A 17,431-nucleotide genomic window follows, 5' to 3' on the forward strand; every position below is an offset into this window, starting at 1 on the left:
CGTGAATTCCTCGGAACTCAAGTCGGTACTGGCGGACGAAGGGCTGGAGCGCTACTTCCACTTCGGTCCGCCGACGGGAACGACGGCGAACCGCGTATGCCTGTATGAGCGAGACGGTGAGTGGGAACTCATCATCACCGACGAGCGCGCGGTGCCCCAGGAGGGGACCCGTCGGACGTTCCCCGACGAGGAAGTGGCCGTGGCCGCAGCCTTGCGCGCCGTGCGTCTGTACGCGGAGGCCCTCAACTACCGCGCACCCGCACGGTAGGACCCCTCCGCGAGAGGCCCCCCGTGGTCGACGACGCCCTGAGCTCCGCGGTCGTGACCTTCGTCGGCTACGACGGTGATGGCGCGGTACCCGGGCGGTTTCCGTCCCGCATCGGCGACCCGGATCTTCGACAGGGCGTTCTGGAGATCCTGACGGAAATCGACCACGACGCTGAGCTGCTGGCTGTGGCGAACCTCTCTGCATGGGGGAACCCTCTGGTGGCCCGCGTGAGCGGGCGCCATCCGGAGTTGTCCGGTGAGGCGCTGGCGGCGCTCACCGCGCTCCTGACCTTCGAGTGGCGCTGAGAAAGGGGTTCCCGTGAGCGATGCGACGTCGGATGACCTGGTGCGCTGGCTGGCCGGCGAGGGTCTGGAGATGCTCGCGTCCACGGATGCCGTGCTCCTCGTCGATGACGGGGAGGCACGCGTGCGCGTGGATCGTTCGGACGACGGATGGATCGTGAGCAAGAGCCTGCGCTCGGAACCCTTCTCCGCCCGGATGTCCTCTGCCGACTGGGAGGACGTGGATCGTTTCGTCGTGATGCTCTACCTGGGGTCGGCGCGCGAGTCCCGCGGGTTGAGCCGCCTGAAGCGCCTCGGGGAGCTCGGCGCCGACGGGATCGCGGTCGCCGCGGAGGGGTGGAGCGTGCAGCGCGGTGCCGATGGCGGGTGGCTGCTCGACGGCCCCCACGCCCGCAGGCGGTGGTTCGCGAGCGACCTCGACGCCGCGGCGTTCTCGCGGTACGCCGTGTACTCCGCGGATGAGCTGCGCCGGCACGCCACCCTCGCCGAGGCGCCGCTGGCGCGGTGAACCTGCCCCGTTCGCCGGGGCGGGCTCAGCTCGAGGCGCTGTCGCGCCCGTAGGTCTCCAGGAACCGCAGCCACACCTCGCTCGTCGTGGGATACGAGGGCACCGCGTGCCACAGACGGTGCAGCGAGACCTCCCCGACGATCGCGATGGTCGCCGAGTGCAGCAGCTCCGTCACATCCGGGCCCACGAACGTGACGCCCGCCAGCACACCCCGGTCTTCGTCCACGACGGCGCGCGCCCGACCCCGGTAACCGTCGGCGTATTCGCTGGCACCGGCCACCCACGACAGGTCGTAGTCCACGACGCGCGCGCGGATGCCGGCCTTCTCCGCGGCGGCGGCGGTGAGCCCGACGGAGGCGACGACCGGGTCGGTGAAGGTCACCTGCGGCACGGCGGAGTGGTCGGCGGTGGCGACGTGGGCACCCCACGGAGCATCCTGCACGGGCGCCCCCTTCGCCCGCGCCGCGATGACGTCGCCGGCGGCGCGCGCCTGGTACTTCCCCTGGTGGGTGAGGAGCGCGCGGTGGTTGACGTCGCCGGCGGCGTAGAGCCAGTCCGTCCCCGTCACCAGCATCGTGTCGTCCACGTCGAGCCAGGTACCCGGCTCGAGCCCGACGGTCTCCACACCCAGGTCGCCGGTGCGCGGCACGCGGCCGGTGGCGACGAGCACCTCCTCGGCCTCCAACGTCGTGCCATCGGACAGCGAGAGCACAGCCGGGCCATCCCCCTCGCGCGCTGCGGAGACCAGCTCCACCCCGATGCGCACGTCGGCGCCCAGTGCGCGCAGGGATGCGGTCACCAGCTCGCCGGCGAACGGCTCCTCGGCGGTGAGGATCCCGGAGCGGGCGAGCATCGTCACCCGGGTGCCGAAGCTCGCGTACGCGGTGGCCATCTCCGCGGCGACCACACCGCCTCCGAGAATGGCGAGGGATGCCGGGGCCGACTGTGCCGCGGAGGCCTCCCGGCTCGTCCACGGGCGGATGCCCTGCAGCCCGGGGATGTCGGGGAGGAGGGCCGCCGTCCCGGTGCAGAGCGCCACCGCATGGCGGGCGAGGAGGTCGGTCGTTGACCCGTCGTCCGCCGTGACCCGTACCCGCCTCTCACCGGTGAGCGCGCCGTGGCCGCGGACGAGGTCGATGCCCGCTCCGTCCAGCCACGCGACCTGCGAGTCATCCGTCCAGTCGTGGACGATGCGATTCCTCCGTCGGAGCACCGCGGCCACGTCGAGGTCACCGGTGACGGCCTGCTTCGCGCCGTCGACGGCCCGCGCTGCCCGCAGCGCAGCGCCGCTGCGAAGGAGCGCCTTCGACGGCATGCAGGCCCAGTACGAGCACTCGCCGCCGACCAGCTCTGCCTCCACGATGACGGCGGTCAGGCCGCCCTTCACGGCCCGGTCGGCCACGTTCTCGCCCACCGGCCCGGCCCCGATCACGATCACGTCGTACTCGCGCGCGCTCATGTCGCCACGCTACTCGCGCTGGCGACCGCGGGCGCCGAACTCGCGCACACCGGCGCGCGTCCGTGGATTCGGAGGCCGGGTGCTCCCGCGCGGGCGGGCCGGCAGGGCCGTGTCCGATTTCCGCCAGGCCGTGGGAGAGGGGCGTGACAGGCTGGGGGTATGACCACCCAGGGGATGACGTTCGACGAGCGATACCGCGTCATCCAGTCTCGCGACCGCCGCTTCGACGGGCAGTTCGTCACCGCCGTGCGCACCACCGGGATCTACTGCCGCCCCAGCTGCCCGGCACGCACGCCCCGGCCGGCGAACGTGACGTTCTACGCGACCTCCGCGGCCGCGCACGAGGCCGGATACCGCGCCTGCCGGCGGTGCCTGCCGGAGGCGGCGCCCGGCTCGCCGGAGTGGAACGTCCGCGGCGACATCACCGCCCGCGCGATGCGCCTGATCGCCGACGGAGTCGTCGACCGCGACGGCGTCCCCGGTCTCGCGCGGCGCCTCGGATACTCGCCGCGCCACCTCACGCGGCTCCTCACCGCCGAGCTGGGTGCCGGCCCGCTCGCCCTCAGCCGCGCCCACCGGGCCCATACGGCGCGCATGCTCCTGGTGGGCACCGACCTCCCGGCAGCGGACGTCGCGTTCTCCGCCGGCTTCTCCAGCGTCCGGCAGTTCAACGAGACCGTCGGCGAGGTGTTCGGGATGCCGCCGCTGCAGCTGCGCGCGCGCCGGCGCGCCGCCGATCTCACCGGCGGTGCGATCGACCTGGCCCTTCCGCACCGCGGCGCGCTCGATTCCGCGGGCCTGTTCGCCTGGATGACGGCGCGCGCCCTCCCCGGCGTGGAGACGGCGGATGCCCGGCACTTCGCCCGGGCGATCCGGCTCCCCGGCGGGCCGGGCTGGTTCGAGCTGCGCGTCGATGACGCCGGGCGGGTGCGCCTGCGGGCGCGTCTCGCGCGGCTCTCCGACCTGTCGACGCTCGTCACGCGCGCCCGGCGTCTGTTCGACCTCGATGCCGATCCGGTGGCGATCGACGATGCGCTCTCGGAGCATCCGGAACTCCGCCCGCTCGTGGCGGGGGTGCCGGGTATCCGCGTTCCCGGCGCCGCCGACCCGCACGAGATGCTCATCCGGGCGATGGTCGGCCAGCAGATCACGGTGGCGGCGGCCCGGACGGCTCTGGCCGCCCTGGCCGATGCGCTGGGGGAGCGGGTGCCGGACGTGGAAGGCACGTCCGTCCTGTTCCCGACGATGGCCGCCATCGCCGAGCGCGGCCATGAGGTGCTCCGTGGTCCGGCCGCCCGCATCCGCGCGATCACCGGCGCCGCGGCGGCTCTGGCCTCCGGCGACCTCGTCCTCACCACCAGTGACGACCGCGCCGAGCAGCGCGCGGCGCTCCTCGCGCTGCCCGGGATCGGGCCCTGGACCGCCGACTACGTGCGGATGCGCGTCCTCGCCGACCCCGACGTGCTCCTCCCCGGCGATGTCGCCGCGCGCGCGGGAGCCGCCGCCGCCGGGATTCCCGCCGACCCGGCCGGGCTCACCGCGTGGTCGACGCGCGCGGCGCCGTGGCGCAGCTATCTCACGGCGCACCTGTGGCGTGCAGCGCCCCTCCGCCCGTCCCGCGCGCAAAACTCAGGAAGAATCGCCGCACAGCGGCTCCGGGAGGCGCCAGAGGTGCCGGATCTCCTGAATTCTGAACAACCGTCCCGGCAGCCCGCCCCCGCCGGAGCCCGCACCGAGGAGGTTCCCGCATGACCGCGTCCGCCACCATCCAGACCCTCCCCACCCCCGACGGCGCGTTCACGATCGTCACCGACGAGGAGGGGCGCGTCCTCGCCTCGGGCTGGACCGACGACGCCCGCACGATCCTCCAGCGACTGCCAGAGCGGCATCGCCCGCGCCTGGTCACCGCGGGCGAAACGGATGCCGCGGCCGCGGTCCGCGCGTACTACGCCGGCGATGTCGCCGCGATCATCGGCGTGGAGGTGCGGCAGTTCGGGACGGAGCTGCAGCGCGCCGGATGGGACGCCCTCCGCCGCATCCCGCCGGGGCAGCCGCTGACCTACACGGCCTTCGCGACCATGTTCGGGCGACCCGCGGCCGTTCGTGCCGCCGCATCCATCTGCGCCCGCAACGTCCCGGCGCTATTCGTGCCGTGTCATCGCGTGCTCCGGACCGACGGCACCCTCGGCGGATTCGCGTGGGGACTCGACGTGAAGCGGAGCCTCCTGGGGCGCGAAGCGGCCGCGTGAACGCGCCCCGGATGATGTTGCGTCCAGGAAATGCCCAGGTTAGGCTGGAGGGCTGTCGCACCTTCGCAGTGCGGCGGTGCTCGGCCCGCACCTGAGGAGGATGTCATGGACACGATCGTTTCCGCTGCACAGCCGGTGATCGTGCGCATCCCCTCCGCCGGCCGGCGCACGGGTCGCCGGGCGGGATCGACGCCATCCGCAACCCCTGCGGCATAACGCCGCCCGTTTTTCCGTTTCCCCCGCTGAGCGGCTGACGGCAGAGCCGTCATTCGCCGCTCCGGCACCCTTCGTTCGCGCCCGATCCGGCGCGCAGCTCCGACCCTCTGAGGATCATGACCCGCGACACCGCTCCCCCCTCGTCCATGCTCCGCTCCCTGGCGAGACTCCTGCCGTTCGCCAAGCCGGTGGCCGGTCGGCTCATCCTGGGTGCGGTCACCGCGCTCATCGCGAGCCTTCTCGCGCTCGGCATCCCACTCATCCTCGAAGTGATCGTCGGCGAAGGCGGCCCCATCACCGCCGGTGAGCCCTGGCTCGTCGCCGTCGGCGCGGGCGCCATCCTGGTGCTCGGCCTTCTCGAAGCGCTCATGGTGTGGGCGCGCCGCTGGTTCGTCCTGGGCCCCGCGACCAAGGTCGAGTACGACCTGCGCACCGACTTCTACGCGCGCCTGCAGCGCCTTCCCGTCGCCTTCCACGACCGCTGGCAGTCGGGGCAGCTCCTCAGCCGGATGATGCAGGACATCAGCCTCATCCGCCGCTGGCTCGCCTTCGGCCTCATCCTGCTGGTCGTGAACCTGCTGACGATCGTGGCGGGTTCGGCGATCCTGTTCACGTGGCACTGGGCGCTCGGGGCCATCTTCGTCATCTGCGCGCTGCCGCTGTGGATCTCTGGGTACCTCTTCGAGAAGCGGTACGGGATGCTGTCGCGCCAGAGCCAGGATCAGGCCGGTGACCTGGCGACCTCGGTCGAGGAGAGCGTGCACGGCATCCGCGTCCTCAAGGCGTTCGGTCGCGGCAAGCACGCCCTGCAGAAGTTCGCCCGTCAGGCCGAGACCCTCCGCGGGACCGAGCTGGCCAAGGCGCGCGCCGTCGGCTGGATCTGGTTCTGGCTCGTGCTGCTGCCCGACATCGCGTTCGCGCTGTGTCTGGGCGCGGGCATCGTGCTGGTCCAGATGGGCGAGCTGCAGGTGGGGCAGCTGATCGCGTTCTTCGCGATGGCGACGATCCTGCGGTGGCCCGTGGAGTCGATCGGGTTCCTCTTCTCGTTCCTCGTCGACGCCCGCACGGCCACCGACCGCATCTTCGAGGTCTTCGACGAGCAGAACACCATCACCGACCCCGCCGAGCCCCGCACCATCGCCGACGTGCGGGGCGAGCTGGCGTTCGAGGGCACCCACTTCCGGTACCAGGATGCTCCGGCCTCCACCCGGGATCTCCTCGACGGCATCGACCTCGTGCTGCGGCCGGGGGAGACCATGGCGCTCGTCGGACTGACCGGTTCGGGCAAGACCACGCTCACCACCCTCCCGGGCCGGTTGTACGACGTGACCGGCGGCCGCGTGACGCTCGACGGCGTCGACGTGCGCGACCTCGAGTTGCGTGAACTCCGCCGGCACGTCGGCATGGCCTTCGAGGACGCCACGCTCTTCTCCGCATCCGTGCGCGACAACGTCCTGCTCGGCCGGGAGGATCTCATCCCCGGGTCGCCGGAGGCGGAGGAGGTGCTGCGCGAAGCGCTCGACGTGGCGCAGGCTGCCTTCGTCTACGAGCTTCCGAAGGGCCTCGACACCGTGATCGGCGAAGAGGGGCTCAGCCTCTCGGGCGGTCAGCGTCAGCGCCTGGCGCTGGCCCGCGCCGTCGCCGCGCGGCCCGCGGTGCTGGTGCTGGATGACCCCCTGTCGGCGCTCGACGTCGACACCGAGGCGCTCGTGGAGGAGGCGCTGCGGAGGGTGCTCGCCGACACCACGGCGCTCATCGTGGCCCACCGCCCCTCGACCGTCATGCTCGCCGACCGGGTCGCGCTGCTGGAGGCCGGTCGCGTCACCGCCGTCGGCACGCATTCCGAGCTGCTGCGCGACAGCGAGCACTACCGGTACGTGATCTCCAGCCTCGAGGCCGAGGCCCTTCGACGGGCTCAGGCACCGGGGGAGGGCCGGCGGCGCTCCGCCGAGCGCGAAGAACTCTCAGAGACCGAGAAGGAGGTGACCCGATGAGCACCACGACGGTCACCGGAACCAGCGGCGAAGACCGCTCCGACTACTCGCGCGACGAAAGCCGCACCATCCGGCGCCGCTCGCTGCGGCTGCTGGGGTCGCTCGTGGCGCCCCTGCGCTGGCAGCTGGTGCTGGCCGCGGTCGTGCTGATCGTGTCGACGGCGCTCCGGGTGGCAGGCCCCGCCCTCGTCGGCTACGGCATCACGACGGCTCTTCCGGCCGTCGTGGACGACATGAACTGGATGCCCGCCATCCTCGTCGTCGTCGTCTACCTCCTCACCGGCGTCGCCGGGGCGGCGCTGATCGGCTGGTACGCCGTGGTCGCGGCGCGCCTCACACAGGCGATCATGTTCGACCTGCGCAAGCGCATCTTCCTGCACACGCAGCGCCTGAGCCTGGAGTTCCACGAGTCCTACACATCTGGGCGGATCATCTCGCGCCAGACCAGCGACCTCGACACCATCCGCGAGCTGCTCGACGGCGGGCTGAACGAGCTCGTCTCCGGGCTCCTCTACGGCGGCTTCACGCTGATCGCCCTGCTGCTGCTGGACTGGCAGTCCGGCATCATCCTCTTCGTCATGGGTGTGCCGCTGTTCTTCCTCATGCGGTGGTTCTACCTCCGCTCGCAAGTGGTCTACCGCGAATCCCGCGTGATCAGCGCACAGGTGATCGTGAAGTTCGTCGAGACGATGACGGGCATCCGCGCCGTGAAGGCGTTCCGCAAGGAGCCGCGCAACGATGAGGAGTTCGGCAAGCTCGCCAGCGACTACCGCGACATCAACATGCGCTCGATCCGGCTGTTCGGCACGTTCGAGCCCGGCCTCATGGCCGTCGCGGCCGTGACCCTGGGCGTCGTGGTGCTGTGGGGCGGGCTGCGCGTGCTGGACGGCACGTTCGAACTCGGACTGCTGCTGGCCGCGGTGCTCTACGTGCGCAACTTCTTCGCCCCGATGCAGGAGGTGGCGTTCTTCCTGAACTCCTACCAGTCGGCCACGGCGGCGCTCGAGAAGGTCTCCGGCGTGCTCGAGGAGCAGCCGACGGTGCCCGACCCGACCTCTCCGGTCGATCTGTGGAAGGCCCGCGGGCACGTCCGGTTCGAGGACGTCGTCTTCGGCTACTCCGGGGACCGCGTCATCCTGCCCGATTTCTCCCTCGACATCCCGGCGGGGCAGACGATCGCGCTGGTGGGGACCACGGGGGCGGGCAAGTCGACGCTCGCGAAGCTCGTCGCGCGGTTCTACGACCCCACCTCGGGGCGGGTCACCCTGGACGGCGTCGACCTCCGCTCGCTGCATCCGAAGGACCTCCGCCGCGCGATCGTCATGGTCACGCAGGAGGCGTACCTGTTCTCGGGGACCGTCGCCGACAACATCGCCCTCGGAAAGCCCGACGCGACGCTGGACGAGATCAAGGCGGCGGCGCGCGCCGTGGGTGCCGACGAGTTCATTCAGGCGCTTCCGGACGGGTACGGCACCGATGTCAACAAGCGTGGCGGGCGCGTGTCGGCCGGGCAGCGGCAGCTGATCTCGTTCGCGCGGGCGTTCCTCGCCGACCCCGCGGTGCTCATCCTCGACGAGGCCACCGCGTCGCTCGACATCCCGAGCGAGCGGCTCATCCAGGAGGCGCTGCAGACGTTGCTGGCCGACCGCACCGCGATCATCATCGCCCACCGCCTCTCGACGGTGGCGATCGCCGACCGCGTGCTGGTCATGGAGCACGGGCGCATCATCGAGGACGACCTGCCGGAGACGCTCATCGCCGGCACGGGCCGCTTCGCGCAGATGCACGCCGCCTGGCAGGACTCCCTCGTCTGACGCGGCCGGTCGCGGGACGCTCGTCTGACGCGGCCGGTCGCGGGTCCCTCGTCTACCCGCGCCGGCCGCGCCCCGGTCGGAGGATCGCACGAAGGTCGGGGGATCCGCGGGAAATCCTCCGACGGGGATGCGGTTCTCCGACACGAGCGCTTGCGCGGGGGAGCGCGGCCGGCGAGCGGGCGTCGTCGTCCGGTCGGGGGATCGCATAAGGGTCGGAGGATGTGGCTGGGATCCTCCGACGGAGGTGCGATTCTCCGACCCGTTAGCGGACGAGGTGTGCGCCGGCCGCGATCGCGCGGGAGATCGTGCGAGCGACCGCCGGCCAGTCGTGTCGGACTTGCGCGTAGCTGAAACGCAGCACCGTGTACCCGCGGAGGCGCAACTCCGCATCGTGGATGAGGTCGCGCGTGCGATCGGCCGAACTCGAGTGATACGCGAACCCGTCGACCTGGATGACGAGCCGTTCACCGATCAGCACGTCCACCGGCCGCCCGGCCAGGACCACCTGCTGCCGAAACGGCACGCCCCACGCGCTGAGCCGGTAGGCGAAGTGCGTCTCCAGCCCTGAATCCGACAGTCCGTTCACATGATCGGCGCACCATCTGGCATCCACACTCGTCCACTTCACCGCGCGGAGCGCCAGCGCGTTCAGTCCCTCACGCCGCATCGCCGATTCCCACACGGCGAGGGCGTCCTCCCGGGGAAGACACGACGCGATGTGTGCCAGCGCATCCTCGGTCGATTCCTCCAGGGACCGGCGGGATGTCGGTGCGATCGCCTTCGTCCAATGCACGACGCCGCGGAAGCCCTCATCGCCCGCGACCGCTCGACCGTGCGGGTTCAGCGACAGATGCAGCCGCCCGTCGTCGTCTTCCGGCACCCACCACTCCCGCCGGCGTGCGACCGAGATGCACGCGATCCGCCCGCCCGCCTGAGCGGCGGCGATCTCCGCGCGGGGCGCGTCGGGCAGAGCCAGCCACACCCGGCGATGGCGGCGGATGTCCCCGCCCGAGCTCACTGCGCTGCGCAGAGCGGGGGCGGAGAAGCCGGCATCCAGCGCATCATCCCGGTGCGCGATGCTGCCTCTCGCGCGGAGCCATCCCTCGAGGTCGAGCATGCTCCGAGCCTCGCGCGTCCGGCGCCGCCCGCATCCGCCCCGCCGCCACTCGGGGAGAACCCGTGCAGCTCGGCGTCTGGGGAGGAGGGATGCCGCGTCACCTAGGTCGGAGAATCCCACCCCGGTCGGAGGATGAGGGCTGGATGCTCCGACCTTCAGGCGAATCTCCGACCCGGGTATCGAGCCTCAGCGCGCACCGCGCGCACGACGCGCAGCAGCGGCGACGCGCGCACGACGCGCGCACGGCGACGCGCGCGCCTGCCGCGGGCTCCGGTCGGACTACAGGCGGATCTCGGCGATGACCTCGCCGTACTCCGTCTCGCCCGTGGGCGTGAAGCCGACGGCCTGGAAGAAGGCCTCGGGGCCCTCCTCGCCGGGCTCGTAGATGACGTCGACGTGGTCCATGCCGCGCCCGCGCGCCTCGGCGAGCAGGCTCTCCAGGGCGAAGCGGCCGATACCGCGCCCCTGGTCGTCCGCGTCGACGTTGATGCGCCACAGGACCGAGCGGAAGTGCTCCTGCGGGGCCTCGGGATCGAAGTTCGCGCTGACGTATCCGACGACCTCGTTGTCATCGAGGATGACGCGCTGCCAGGTGGTCTGCGGGTTGAGCACGGTCGCGGCGATGCCATAGCTCAGCGGCGCGAGGAATTGCTCCTGCCCCGGTTTGAGCGAAAGCGTGTTCACGGCGACGATCGTCGCGGCGGACAGTTCTTCGAGGCGGAGGGCGGCCATAGCCACAGGCTAGCCGGGATGCGGCGGGTTCGGAACGCGCGTTCCCCAGTGCTACGGAGATATCTCGACATCAAGATATCTCCGGCGCGTGCGATAGGCTGGAGGCCGACCCCGCGACGGCCTTTTGGAGAGACACACGTGCCCGACTCCACCATCATCTACACCCACACCGACGAGGCTCCGGCCCTGGCGACCGCATCCTTCCTCCCCATCGTGCAGGCGGTCACCCGCCAGGCAGGAGTGGAGGTGGAAACCCGCGACATCTCGCTCGCGGGGCGCGTCCTGGCTGCCTTCCCGCAGCGACTGACGCCGGAGCAGCAGGTGGGCGACGCGCTCGCCGAGCTGGGGGGCCTGGCGACCCTGCCCGAGGCCAACATCATCAAGCTGCCGAACATCTCGGCCTCGATCCCGCAGCTGAAGGCGACGATCGCCGAACTGCAGGGGCAGGGATACGACATCCCCGACTACCCCGACGAGCCCGGCTCGCCCGAGGAGAAGGACATCCGGGCACGGTACGACCGCATCAAGGGGTCGGCCGTGAACCCGGTGCTGCGCGAGGGCAACAGCGACCGCCGTGCGCCGCTGTCGGTGAAGAACTACGCCCGCAAGCACCCGCACCGCAACAAGGCGTTCCCGGAGGGCTCGAAGACCCGCGTCGCGACCCTCGGACACGATGACTTCCGCGCCAACGAGGCCTCGGTCGTGATCCCCGACGACGACGTGCTCACCATCCAGCACGTCGCCGCCGACGGCACCGTGACGACCCTCAAGGACGGACTCACGGTGCTCCCCGGGGAGATCGTGGATGCCACGTTCCTCTCCGCGAAGGCCCTCGACGCGTTCCTCGCCGAGACCCTGGAGACGGCCAAGGCCGACGACGTGCTGTACTCCGTGCACCTGAAGGCCACGATGATGAAGGTCAGCGACCCGATCATCTTCGGCCACGTCGTGAAGGCGTACTTCGCCGACGTGTTCGACCGGTACGGCGACGCGATCGCCGCGGCCGGCCTCACCGCGAACGACGGCCTGGGCGCGATCCTCGCGGGCCTCCCGGCGGTCGACGGCGGGGACGAGATCGCCGCAGCGATCGCCGCCGACATCGAACGCGGACCGCGGCTGTCGTACACGAACTCCGACAAGGGCATCACCAACCTGCACGTCCCCTCCGACGTCATCGTCGATGCATCCATGCCCGCCCTCATCCGCAACGGCGGCAAGCTGTGGGGTGCCGACGGCGGCGAGGACGACACGCTCGCGGTCATCCCGGACTCGTCCTACGCGGGGATCTACCAGGCGGTCTTCGACGACGTCAACGCGCACGGACCCCTCGACCCCGCCGTCATCGGCACCGTCCCCAACGTGGGGCTCATGGCCCAGGCGGCGGAGGAGTACGGCAGCCACGACAAGACGTTCGAGATCGCCGACCCCGGTGTCGTGCAGGTTGTGAACTCCGCCGGCGACGTGCTGCTCGAGCACACCGTCGAACCGGGCGACATCTGGCGCGCGACCCAGACCAAGGACGTGCCGGTGCGCGACTGGGTCAAGCTCGCCGTGTCGCGCGCCCGTGCCACCGGGGCGCCCGCGGTCTTCTGGCTGGACGCCACGCGCGCCCACGACGCGCAGCTGATCCAGAAGGTGAACACCTACCTCGGCGATCACGACACCGAGGGCCTCACGATCGAGATCCTCCCGCCGGTCGAGGCCACGCGCTACTCGCTGGAGCGCATCCGCCGTGGGGAGGACACGATCTCGGTCACCGGGAACGTGCTCCGCGACTACCTCACCGACCTGTTCCCCATCCTCGAGGTCGGCACGAGCGCCAAGATGCTCTCGATCGTGCCGCTGCTGGCCGGCGGCGGACTGTTCGAAACCGGCGCGGGAGGGTCCGCTCCCAAGCACGTCCAGCAGCTGCTCTCCGAGAACTACCTCCGCTGGGACTCGCTCGGCGAGTTCTTCGCCCTCGCCGCCTCGCTCGAGCACCTCGCGCAGACCACGGGGAACGCACGGGCTCAGGTCCTCGCCGACACGCTGGATGCGGCGACCGGCACCTTCCTCGAGAACGACAAGTCGCCCGGGCGGGCGCTGGGCAGCCTCGACAACCGCGGGAGCCACTTCTACCTGACGCTGTACTGGGTGCAGGAGCTGGCCAAGCAGACGTCGGACGCCGACCTCGCCGAGGTGTTCGGCCCGATCGCCGAGACGCTCGCTGCCAAGGAGCAGGAGATCGTCGACGAACTCCTCGCCGTGCAGGGGTCCCCGGTCGACATTGGCGGGTACTACCACCCCGACGAGGAGAAGGTGCGCGAGATCATGCGCCCCTCGGCCACCCTCAACGCGATCGTCGACGCGATCGGCTGAGCGGCCTTCCCACACGAAGAGCGGATGCCTCGGCATCCGCTCTTCGTCGTCTCAGGCCAGCTGCTCCGCCAGCCACGCGACCTGTCGCGTGAGCTGGTACGACTGGCCGCCCTCGTGGTCGTTGTGCCGGAACACGTCGATGTCTCGTGGGCCCGCGTAGGCGTTGTAGGCGGCGAACACCGTCGACGGCGGGCAGGTGAGGTCCATCAGCGCGGTGGAGAAGAGCGCCGGGGCATCCGCGCGCTTGGCGAAGTTCACGCCGTCGATGTACGACAGCGTGCGGAACACCCGCTCCTCCGCGCCGCGGTGAACGGAGAGGTACCGCACGATCTCGTGGTACGGATCGCGGTCGGTCAGGCCCACCGCGCGCTCGAAGTGGCAGAGGAAGGGCACGTCGGGTATAACCCCGACCAGGCCCGAGCACAGCCCGGCGGCTGCCAGCGCGATGCCGCCGCCCTGGCTGGCGCCGGCGACCGCGATCCGGTCGGGGTCGGCACCGGGGAGGACGCGCGCCGCGTCCACCGCGCGGACGGCATCGGTGAACACACGGCGGTAGTAGTAGTCGACCGGGTCGTCGATGCCGCGCGTCATGAAGCCGGGGGAGGCGGGGCCGGCGCCGTGCGGATCGGCGGTGTCACCGCCCGATCCCCACCCGGAGCCCTGGCCGCGGGTGTCGACGATGAGGTGCCCGTAGCCGCAGGCCGACCACCCGAGCCGGTCCACGGGGAGGCCTCGCCCGCCGCCGTAGCCCAGGTACTCCACGACCACCGGGAGCAGTTCGTCGCGCCCCGCAGGGCGCAGGTACCACGCCTTGATGGGGTCTCCGGCGAATCCGGGGAAGGTCACATCCCACACGTCCACGGTGCGGAGCATGGTGGGCGCGCGCGTGATGACGGGTTCCCCGCCGACCGCCCGTGACTGGGCGAGCGTGCGCCCCCAGAAGGCATCGAAGTCGTCGGGCTCGGCCACCTCCGGGCCGTATTGCTCGAGTTCGGTCAGCGGAAGGTCGAAACGCGGCACCCCGTCACCATAGCGCGGGGGCGACGCTCAGTAGTGCACCGAGACCTGCGTGCCCTTGGGTGCCCAGTCGTAGAGGAACTTCGCCGCGTTCACGGGGAGGTTGACGCATCCGTGGCTCATCGGGTTGCCGAAGTTGTTGTGCCAGTACGCGCCGTGGAACGCCTGGTCGCCGTTGAAGTACGCCACCCACGGCACGTTCTCGGTGCAGTAGGGGGCACCGTCGAAGCAACCCATGTCCTGCATCGGGGTCTTCCATCCGATGCGGAAGTTGCCCGGCTGGGTGGCCGACCCGGGGAGCCCCGACGAGGCCGCCCAGGACTGCACGACCTGGTCGTTCTCGTACAGGGTGACCCGCTGCGTGCTGAGGTTCGCGTCGATCCGGCGGACCAGGTTCGTCGTCGTGAAGGGCGTCTCCGTGACGGTCAGCGGGAAGGCCGCCTGTCCGTCGCTGAGCATCGTGGCGAACTGGTTGGCGATCCCGTCGGTGCTCTCCAGTGCGCGGCCGGTGACGCCTGCGGTCTGCTCGCGCAGCACCGCTCCGGCCGAGTCCGCGATGACGGTGGCGTTGACCGGATCGCGCAGGACGGCGGCGGGCAGGCCGTCGACGACGGGCTGGATGGCGGACGGGTCGGCGTCGACGACGAAGCCGCCGTCCTCCACGCCCACGGTCAGCCAGGATGCGGCGACGGCGCGGTCGACGGGAACGGTCCGCTCCTCACCCACGTAGAACCCGACCGTGTCGAGCATGCCGTTCAGGCCGCCGGCGGCGGCCGCGGCCTCCTCCGTCGTCGCGGTGGGTTCGACGGGGACGACGGCCACCTCGAACGAACCCGTCGTGGTGCCGGAGTCGAACGTGCGCTCGAGGGCGGCGCGCACCGTCTCGAGGTCGATGCCCTGACCGGGTACCGCGTCGGTGACCGCGTAGCTGGCGGATGCGGCGTCGAAGGAGACGGCGGCGTCGACGGGATCGACGAACAGCGCTCCCGCGACGCTGCGCAGCGTCTCAGTGGCACGCGCCTCGTCGAGGGCGACGGGCGCGTCGATCTCGCCGGGGAACCACCCGGACGGATTCCACATCGGATGGGCCGCGAACGCCGCCTCGGCGGCGGCATCGGCGTCCACCGTGGCGCCCAGCTCGGCGCCGGTGACGGTGAATTCGCCTTCGTCGGTCTCGAGCACGAGCGTGGTGTCGGCCAGACGCGTCGCGATGGCGTCCGCGGCCGCGCCTGCGGTCATCCCGCCCACCGGCACTCCGGCAACGGCCGTGCCGGGGGCGATCAGCACGAGCGACGCGGCGACGAGCGCGATGACGGTGGCTCCGGCGGGGATGCCGATCCACAGCGCCGCGCGGCGTTTGCGCGTGCCGCCATCGGTCGGTGCCCAGGCGTACGCCGGACCGTCGCCGTCACCTGCGGGGGTCGCGTCGTGCGCGCCCTCCTCACCGGCATCCGGTCGTGTTGCCAGATCCGTCATGTCGTGGCACCCCTTCTCGTTCATTCATGGTAAGGGAGGACACGCACCCCGGGGGCAACGTTCCTATCACGGTCGGTCGCCCAGGCACAGGTCCTCGTACGTGGAGGCGGCCTGTTGGAAGGAGGTGCCGAGCTCGGTGACCTCGCCCATCCGTGACGGGTCGCCGGCGGCGGCGGCGGCCACCGCTTCGGCGGCCAGGCCGAACGTCGCCCGGAGCGCCGGCAGGAACGCGGCGATGTCGTCGTTGGTCACCTGCTCCGAGAGGCTGACCAGTTCACCGGATGCGGACTCGAGCGCCGATACGACGGCGTCCGGGTCGTCCGGGGACGCCGCGGAGAACGCCGCCGTCGCCTCGTCGATCGACTGGGCGACGATGGCGCACGCGTCGGCGGTGGACTGACCGCCGTCCCCCGGAGCGTCCGTCGACGCACCGGATACTCCGGCGGTCGCGGTGAAGGTGGGGGTGCCTGCGCACCCGCTCAGGGCGAGACCGGCGGCCAGCACGACCGCACCGAGAGCGTGGCGTGTCTTCATCAGGTGCTCCTTCAGCGAGATTTCTACGCTAGGCGGCATCGAGCTGCCGCTGTCATCCTTCCGGGATAGCGTTCGTCATCCTTCGGTATGACCTTTCGCGCAGGTCCGTGAGGGCGAGCGGGGAGAGCCCGCGGCGCGGACAGACGGGGTCTTGCGCTCGGTTAGTTCGTAAGGTCTACTAACAAACGTGAGCAGTTCTCGTCAGACCGCCTCCCGCGCCTTCGGGGTGAACCGCGCGCTCCGCCCGAACGGGAAGGTGCTCCCCGAGCAGGCTCGCACGCACAACCGGTCGCTGGTGCTGCAGACGCTCTTCTCCCGCGGGGCGATGAGCCGGGCCGACCTCGCACGGGAGACGGGACTCACGCGCGTCACGATCTCCGACCTGGTTGCCGCCTTGATCGCCGAGGGCTACGTCGCGGAGCAGGGGATGCGGGAGTCCTCGCGCCCCGGCAAGCCCGCCATGCTCGTCGACGTCGACCGCGCCGGACACCGCATCGTCGGCATCGACCTGTCCGGCAGCGACGCGATCCTCGGTGCGGTGCTGACCGTGGACGGGGAGATCGTGGCGCGGCGCTCCGTCCCCGTTCCCCCCGCCGGTGCGGACGTCGTCGGCATCGTGGCCGACCTGGCCCGCGACCTGGTCGCTGACTCGCACGCCCCGGTTCTGGGTATCGGAGTGGGTTCGCCCGGTGTCGTGGACGATGCCGGGGTCGTGCTGACCGCCCCGACCTTCGGGTGGGAACGGCTGGACCTGCAATCCGCGCTGTCGGATGCACTCGGTCTGCCGGTCCTCGTGGCCAACGACGCCAACGCCGCCGTCCTCGCCGAGTACACCTTCGGCGGTTCGCGCGACGACGTGCTGCTGGTCAAAGTCGGGCGCGGCGTCGGGTCGGGCCTCCTCGCCGGCGGACGGCCGATGCGCGGCGGACGCTTCGCCGCGGGCGAGATCGGGCACGTGACCGTCGGCACCGACGGCGGCCCGCGCTGCGTGTGCGGCAAGGTCGGATGCCTCGAGGCGTGGCTGTCGGTCCCGGCTCTGTCGGCGCGCCTGGAGGGTGCATCGGCGGCGGACCGCGACGGCGTGCTCCGCGATGCGGGGGAGAGGCTCGGCATCGCGCTGGCTCCCGTCGTGGGCGCGCTGGACCTGTCGGAGATCGTCCTCTCCGGTCCTCCCGAACTCCTCGGCGGCGCCCTCGCGGACTCCACCGCCGAGACCCTTCGTGCCCGCACGCTCGCCCAGTTCCACGACGGCGTCCGGGTGCGGATGACGGAGCACGGGCGGGACATCGTCCTGCGCGGTGCGGCCGTCATGGTCCTGTCCGGACGTCTGGGGGTGTCCTGAACATCCGGCCATCCGAGAGCTTCGGCTCGATCCCTGCCCCACAGA

At 71.3% G+C, this 17,431-nt stretch carries 15 protein-coding genes; 9 read left to right on the plus strand and 6 right to left on the minus strand.

Going from position 1 to position 17,431, the window contains the following annotated elements:
- The first annotated feature begins 1 nt into the window (after position 1).
- From AC2DFQ_RS09965 to AC2DFQ_RS09975, 3 genes are read left to right on the plus strand one after another with little or no spacing between them, the layout of a single operon-like run.
- Positions 2 to 268, plus strand: coding sequence for a hypothetical protein (locus AC2DFQ_RS09965; protein ID WP_484510575.1), 267 nt, complete (start codon positions 2 to 4; stop codon positions 266 to 268).
- 23 nt (positions 269 to 291) lie between these two features.
- Positions 292 to 573 carry a hypothetical protein gene (locus AC2DFQ_RS09970; RefSeq protein ID WP_484533775.1) on the plus strand — a complete coding sequence of 94 codons (282 nt, stop codon included), beginning with the start codon at positions 292 to 294 and terminating at the stop codon, positions 571 to 573.
- A gap of 13 nt (positions 574 to 586) precedes the next feature.
- Positions 587 to 1,078, plus strand: a complete 492-nt coding sequence (locus AC2DFQ_RS09975; protein WP_484510577.1) for a hypothetical protein — start codon at positions 587 to 589, stop codon at positions 1,076 to 1,078.
- Positions 1,079 to 1,103: 25 nt separating this feature from the next.
- On the opposite strand, the gene AC2DFQ_RS09980 is transcribed toward AC2DFQ_RS09975, so the two are convergent.
- Complete coding sequence (locus AC2DFQ_RS09980; RefSeq protein ID WP_484510578.1) at positions 1,104 to 2,537, minus strand: dihydrolipoyl dehydrogenase family protein; 1,434 nt, start codon at positions 2,535 to 2,537, stop codon at positions 1,104 to 1,106.
- Positions 2,538 to 2,696: 159 nt separating this feature from the next.
- Here AC2DFQ_RS09980 and AC2DFQ_RS09985 point away from each other — a divergent pair, with 159 nt between their 5' ends.
- From AC2DFQ_RS09985 to AC2DFQ_RS10000, 4 genes are all read left to right on the plus strand, one after another.
- Positions 2,697 to 4,289: a DNA-3-methyladenine glycosylase 2 family protein gene (locus AC2DFQ_RS09985; protein ID WP_484533776.1), complete on the plus strand. Its 1,593-nt coding sequence runs from the start codon at positions 2,697 to 2,699 to the stop codon at positions 4,287 to 4,289.
- Positions 4,286 to 4,786, plus strand: coding sequence for a methylated-DNA--[protein]-cysteine S-methyltransferase (locus AC2DFQ_RS09990; RefSeq protein ID WP_484533777.1), 501 nt, complete (start codon positions 4,286 to 4,288; stop codon positions 4,784 to 4,786). The genes AC2DFQ_RS09985 and AC2DFQ_RS09990 overlap by 4 nt, the downstream gene beginning before the upstream one ends.
- A gap of 332 nt (positions 4,787 to 5,118) precedes the next feature.
- Positions 5,119 to 6,996: an ABC transporter ATP-binding protein gene (locus AC2DFQ_RS09995; RefSeq protein WP_484533778.1), complete on the plus strand. Its 1,878-nt coding sequence runs from the start codon at positions 5,119 to 5,121 to the stop codon at positions 6,994 to 6,996.
- The gene (locus tag AC2DFQ_RS10000; RefSeq protein WP_484510582.1) at positions 6,993 to 8,810 is read left to right on the plus strand and encodes an ABC transporter ATP-binding protein; all 1,818 of its coding nucleotides are present in this window, start codon (positions 6,993 to 6,995) and stop codon (positions 8,808 to 8,810) included. The genes AC2DFQ_RS09995 and AC2DFQ_RS10000 overlap by 4 nt, the downstream gene beginning before the upstream one ends.
- 262 nt (positions 8,811 to 9,072) lie before the next feature.
- Here the strand turns inward: AC2DFQ_RS10000 and AC2DFQ_RS10005 are convergent, their stop codons facing one another.
- Positions 9,073 to 9,927: an endonuclease domain-containing protein gene (locus AC2DFQ_RS10005; RefSeq protein ID WP_484533779.1), complete on the minus strand. Its 855-nt coding sequence runs from the start codon at positions 9,925 to 9,927 to the stop codon at positions 9,073 to 9,075.
- Between the two features lie 279 nt (positions 9,928 to 10,206).
- Positions 10,207 to 10,659, minus strand: coding sequence for a GNAT family N-acetyltransferase (locus AC2DFQ_RS10010; RefSeq protein WP_484510584.1), 453 nt, complete (start codon positions 10,657 to 10,659; stop codon positions 10,207 to 10,209).
- A 138-nt stretch (positions 10,660 to 10,797) separates the two neighbouring features.
- Between AC2DFQ_RS10010 and AC2DFQ_RS10015 the strand changes: the two genes are divergently transcribed.
- Entirely contained in the window at positions 10,798 to 13,017 is a 2,220-nt protein-coding gene (locus AC2DFQ_RS10015; protein WP_484533780.1) for an NADP-dependent isocitrate dehydrogenase, read from the plus strand.
- Positions 13,018 to 13,068: 51 nt separating this feature from the next.
- Here AC2DFQ_RS10015 and AC2DFQ_RS10020 read toward each other — a convergent pair whose 3' ends face one another.
- From AC2DFQ_RS10020 to AC2DFQ_RS10030, 3 genes are all read right to left on the minus strand, one after another.
- Complete coding sequence (locus AC2DFQ_RS10020; RefSeq protein WP_484510586.1) at positions 13,069 to 14,037, minus strand: acetylxylan esterase; 969 nt, start codon at positions 14,035 to 14,037, stop codon at positions 13,069 to 13,071.
- A gap of 27 nt (positions 14,038 to 14,064) precedes the next feature.
- The gene (locus tag AC2DFQ_RS10025; protein WP_484533781.1) at positions 14,065 to 15,510 is read right to left on the minus strand and encodes a L,D-transpeptidase family protein; all 1,446 of its coding nucleotides are present in this window, start codon (positions 15,508 to 15,510) and stop codon (positions 14,065 to 14,067) included.
- Between the two features lie 66 nt (positions 15,511 to 15,576).
- Positions 15,577 to 16,044 (minus strand): hypothetical protein, encoded by a 468-nt coding sequence (locus AC2DFQ_RS10030; RefSeq protein ID WP_484510588.1) that lies wholly within the window; start codon positions 16,042 to 16,044, stop codon positions 15,577 to 15,579.
- 187 nt (positions 16,045 to 16,231) lie between these two features.
- Between AC2DFQ_RS10030 and AC2DFQ_RS10035 the strand changes: the two genes are divergently transcribed.
- Positions 16,232 to 17,386, plus strand: a complete 1,155-nt coding sequence (locus tag AC2DFQ_RS10035; protein WP_484510589.1) for an ROK family transcriptional regulator — start codon at positions 16,232 to 16,234, stop codon at positions 17,384 to 17,386.
- The last annotated feature ends 45 nt before the right edge of the window (positions 17,387 to 17,431 follow it).

This window comes from Microbacterium sp. Z11_20, from assembly GCF_057197605.1.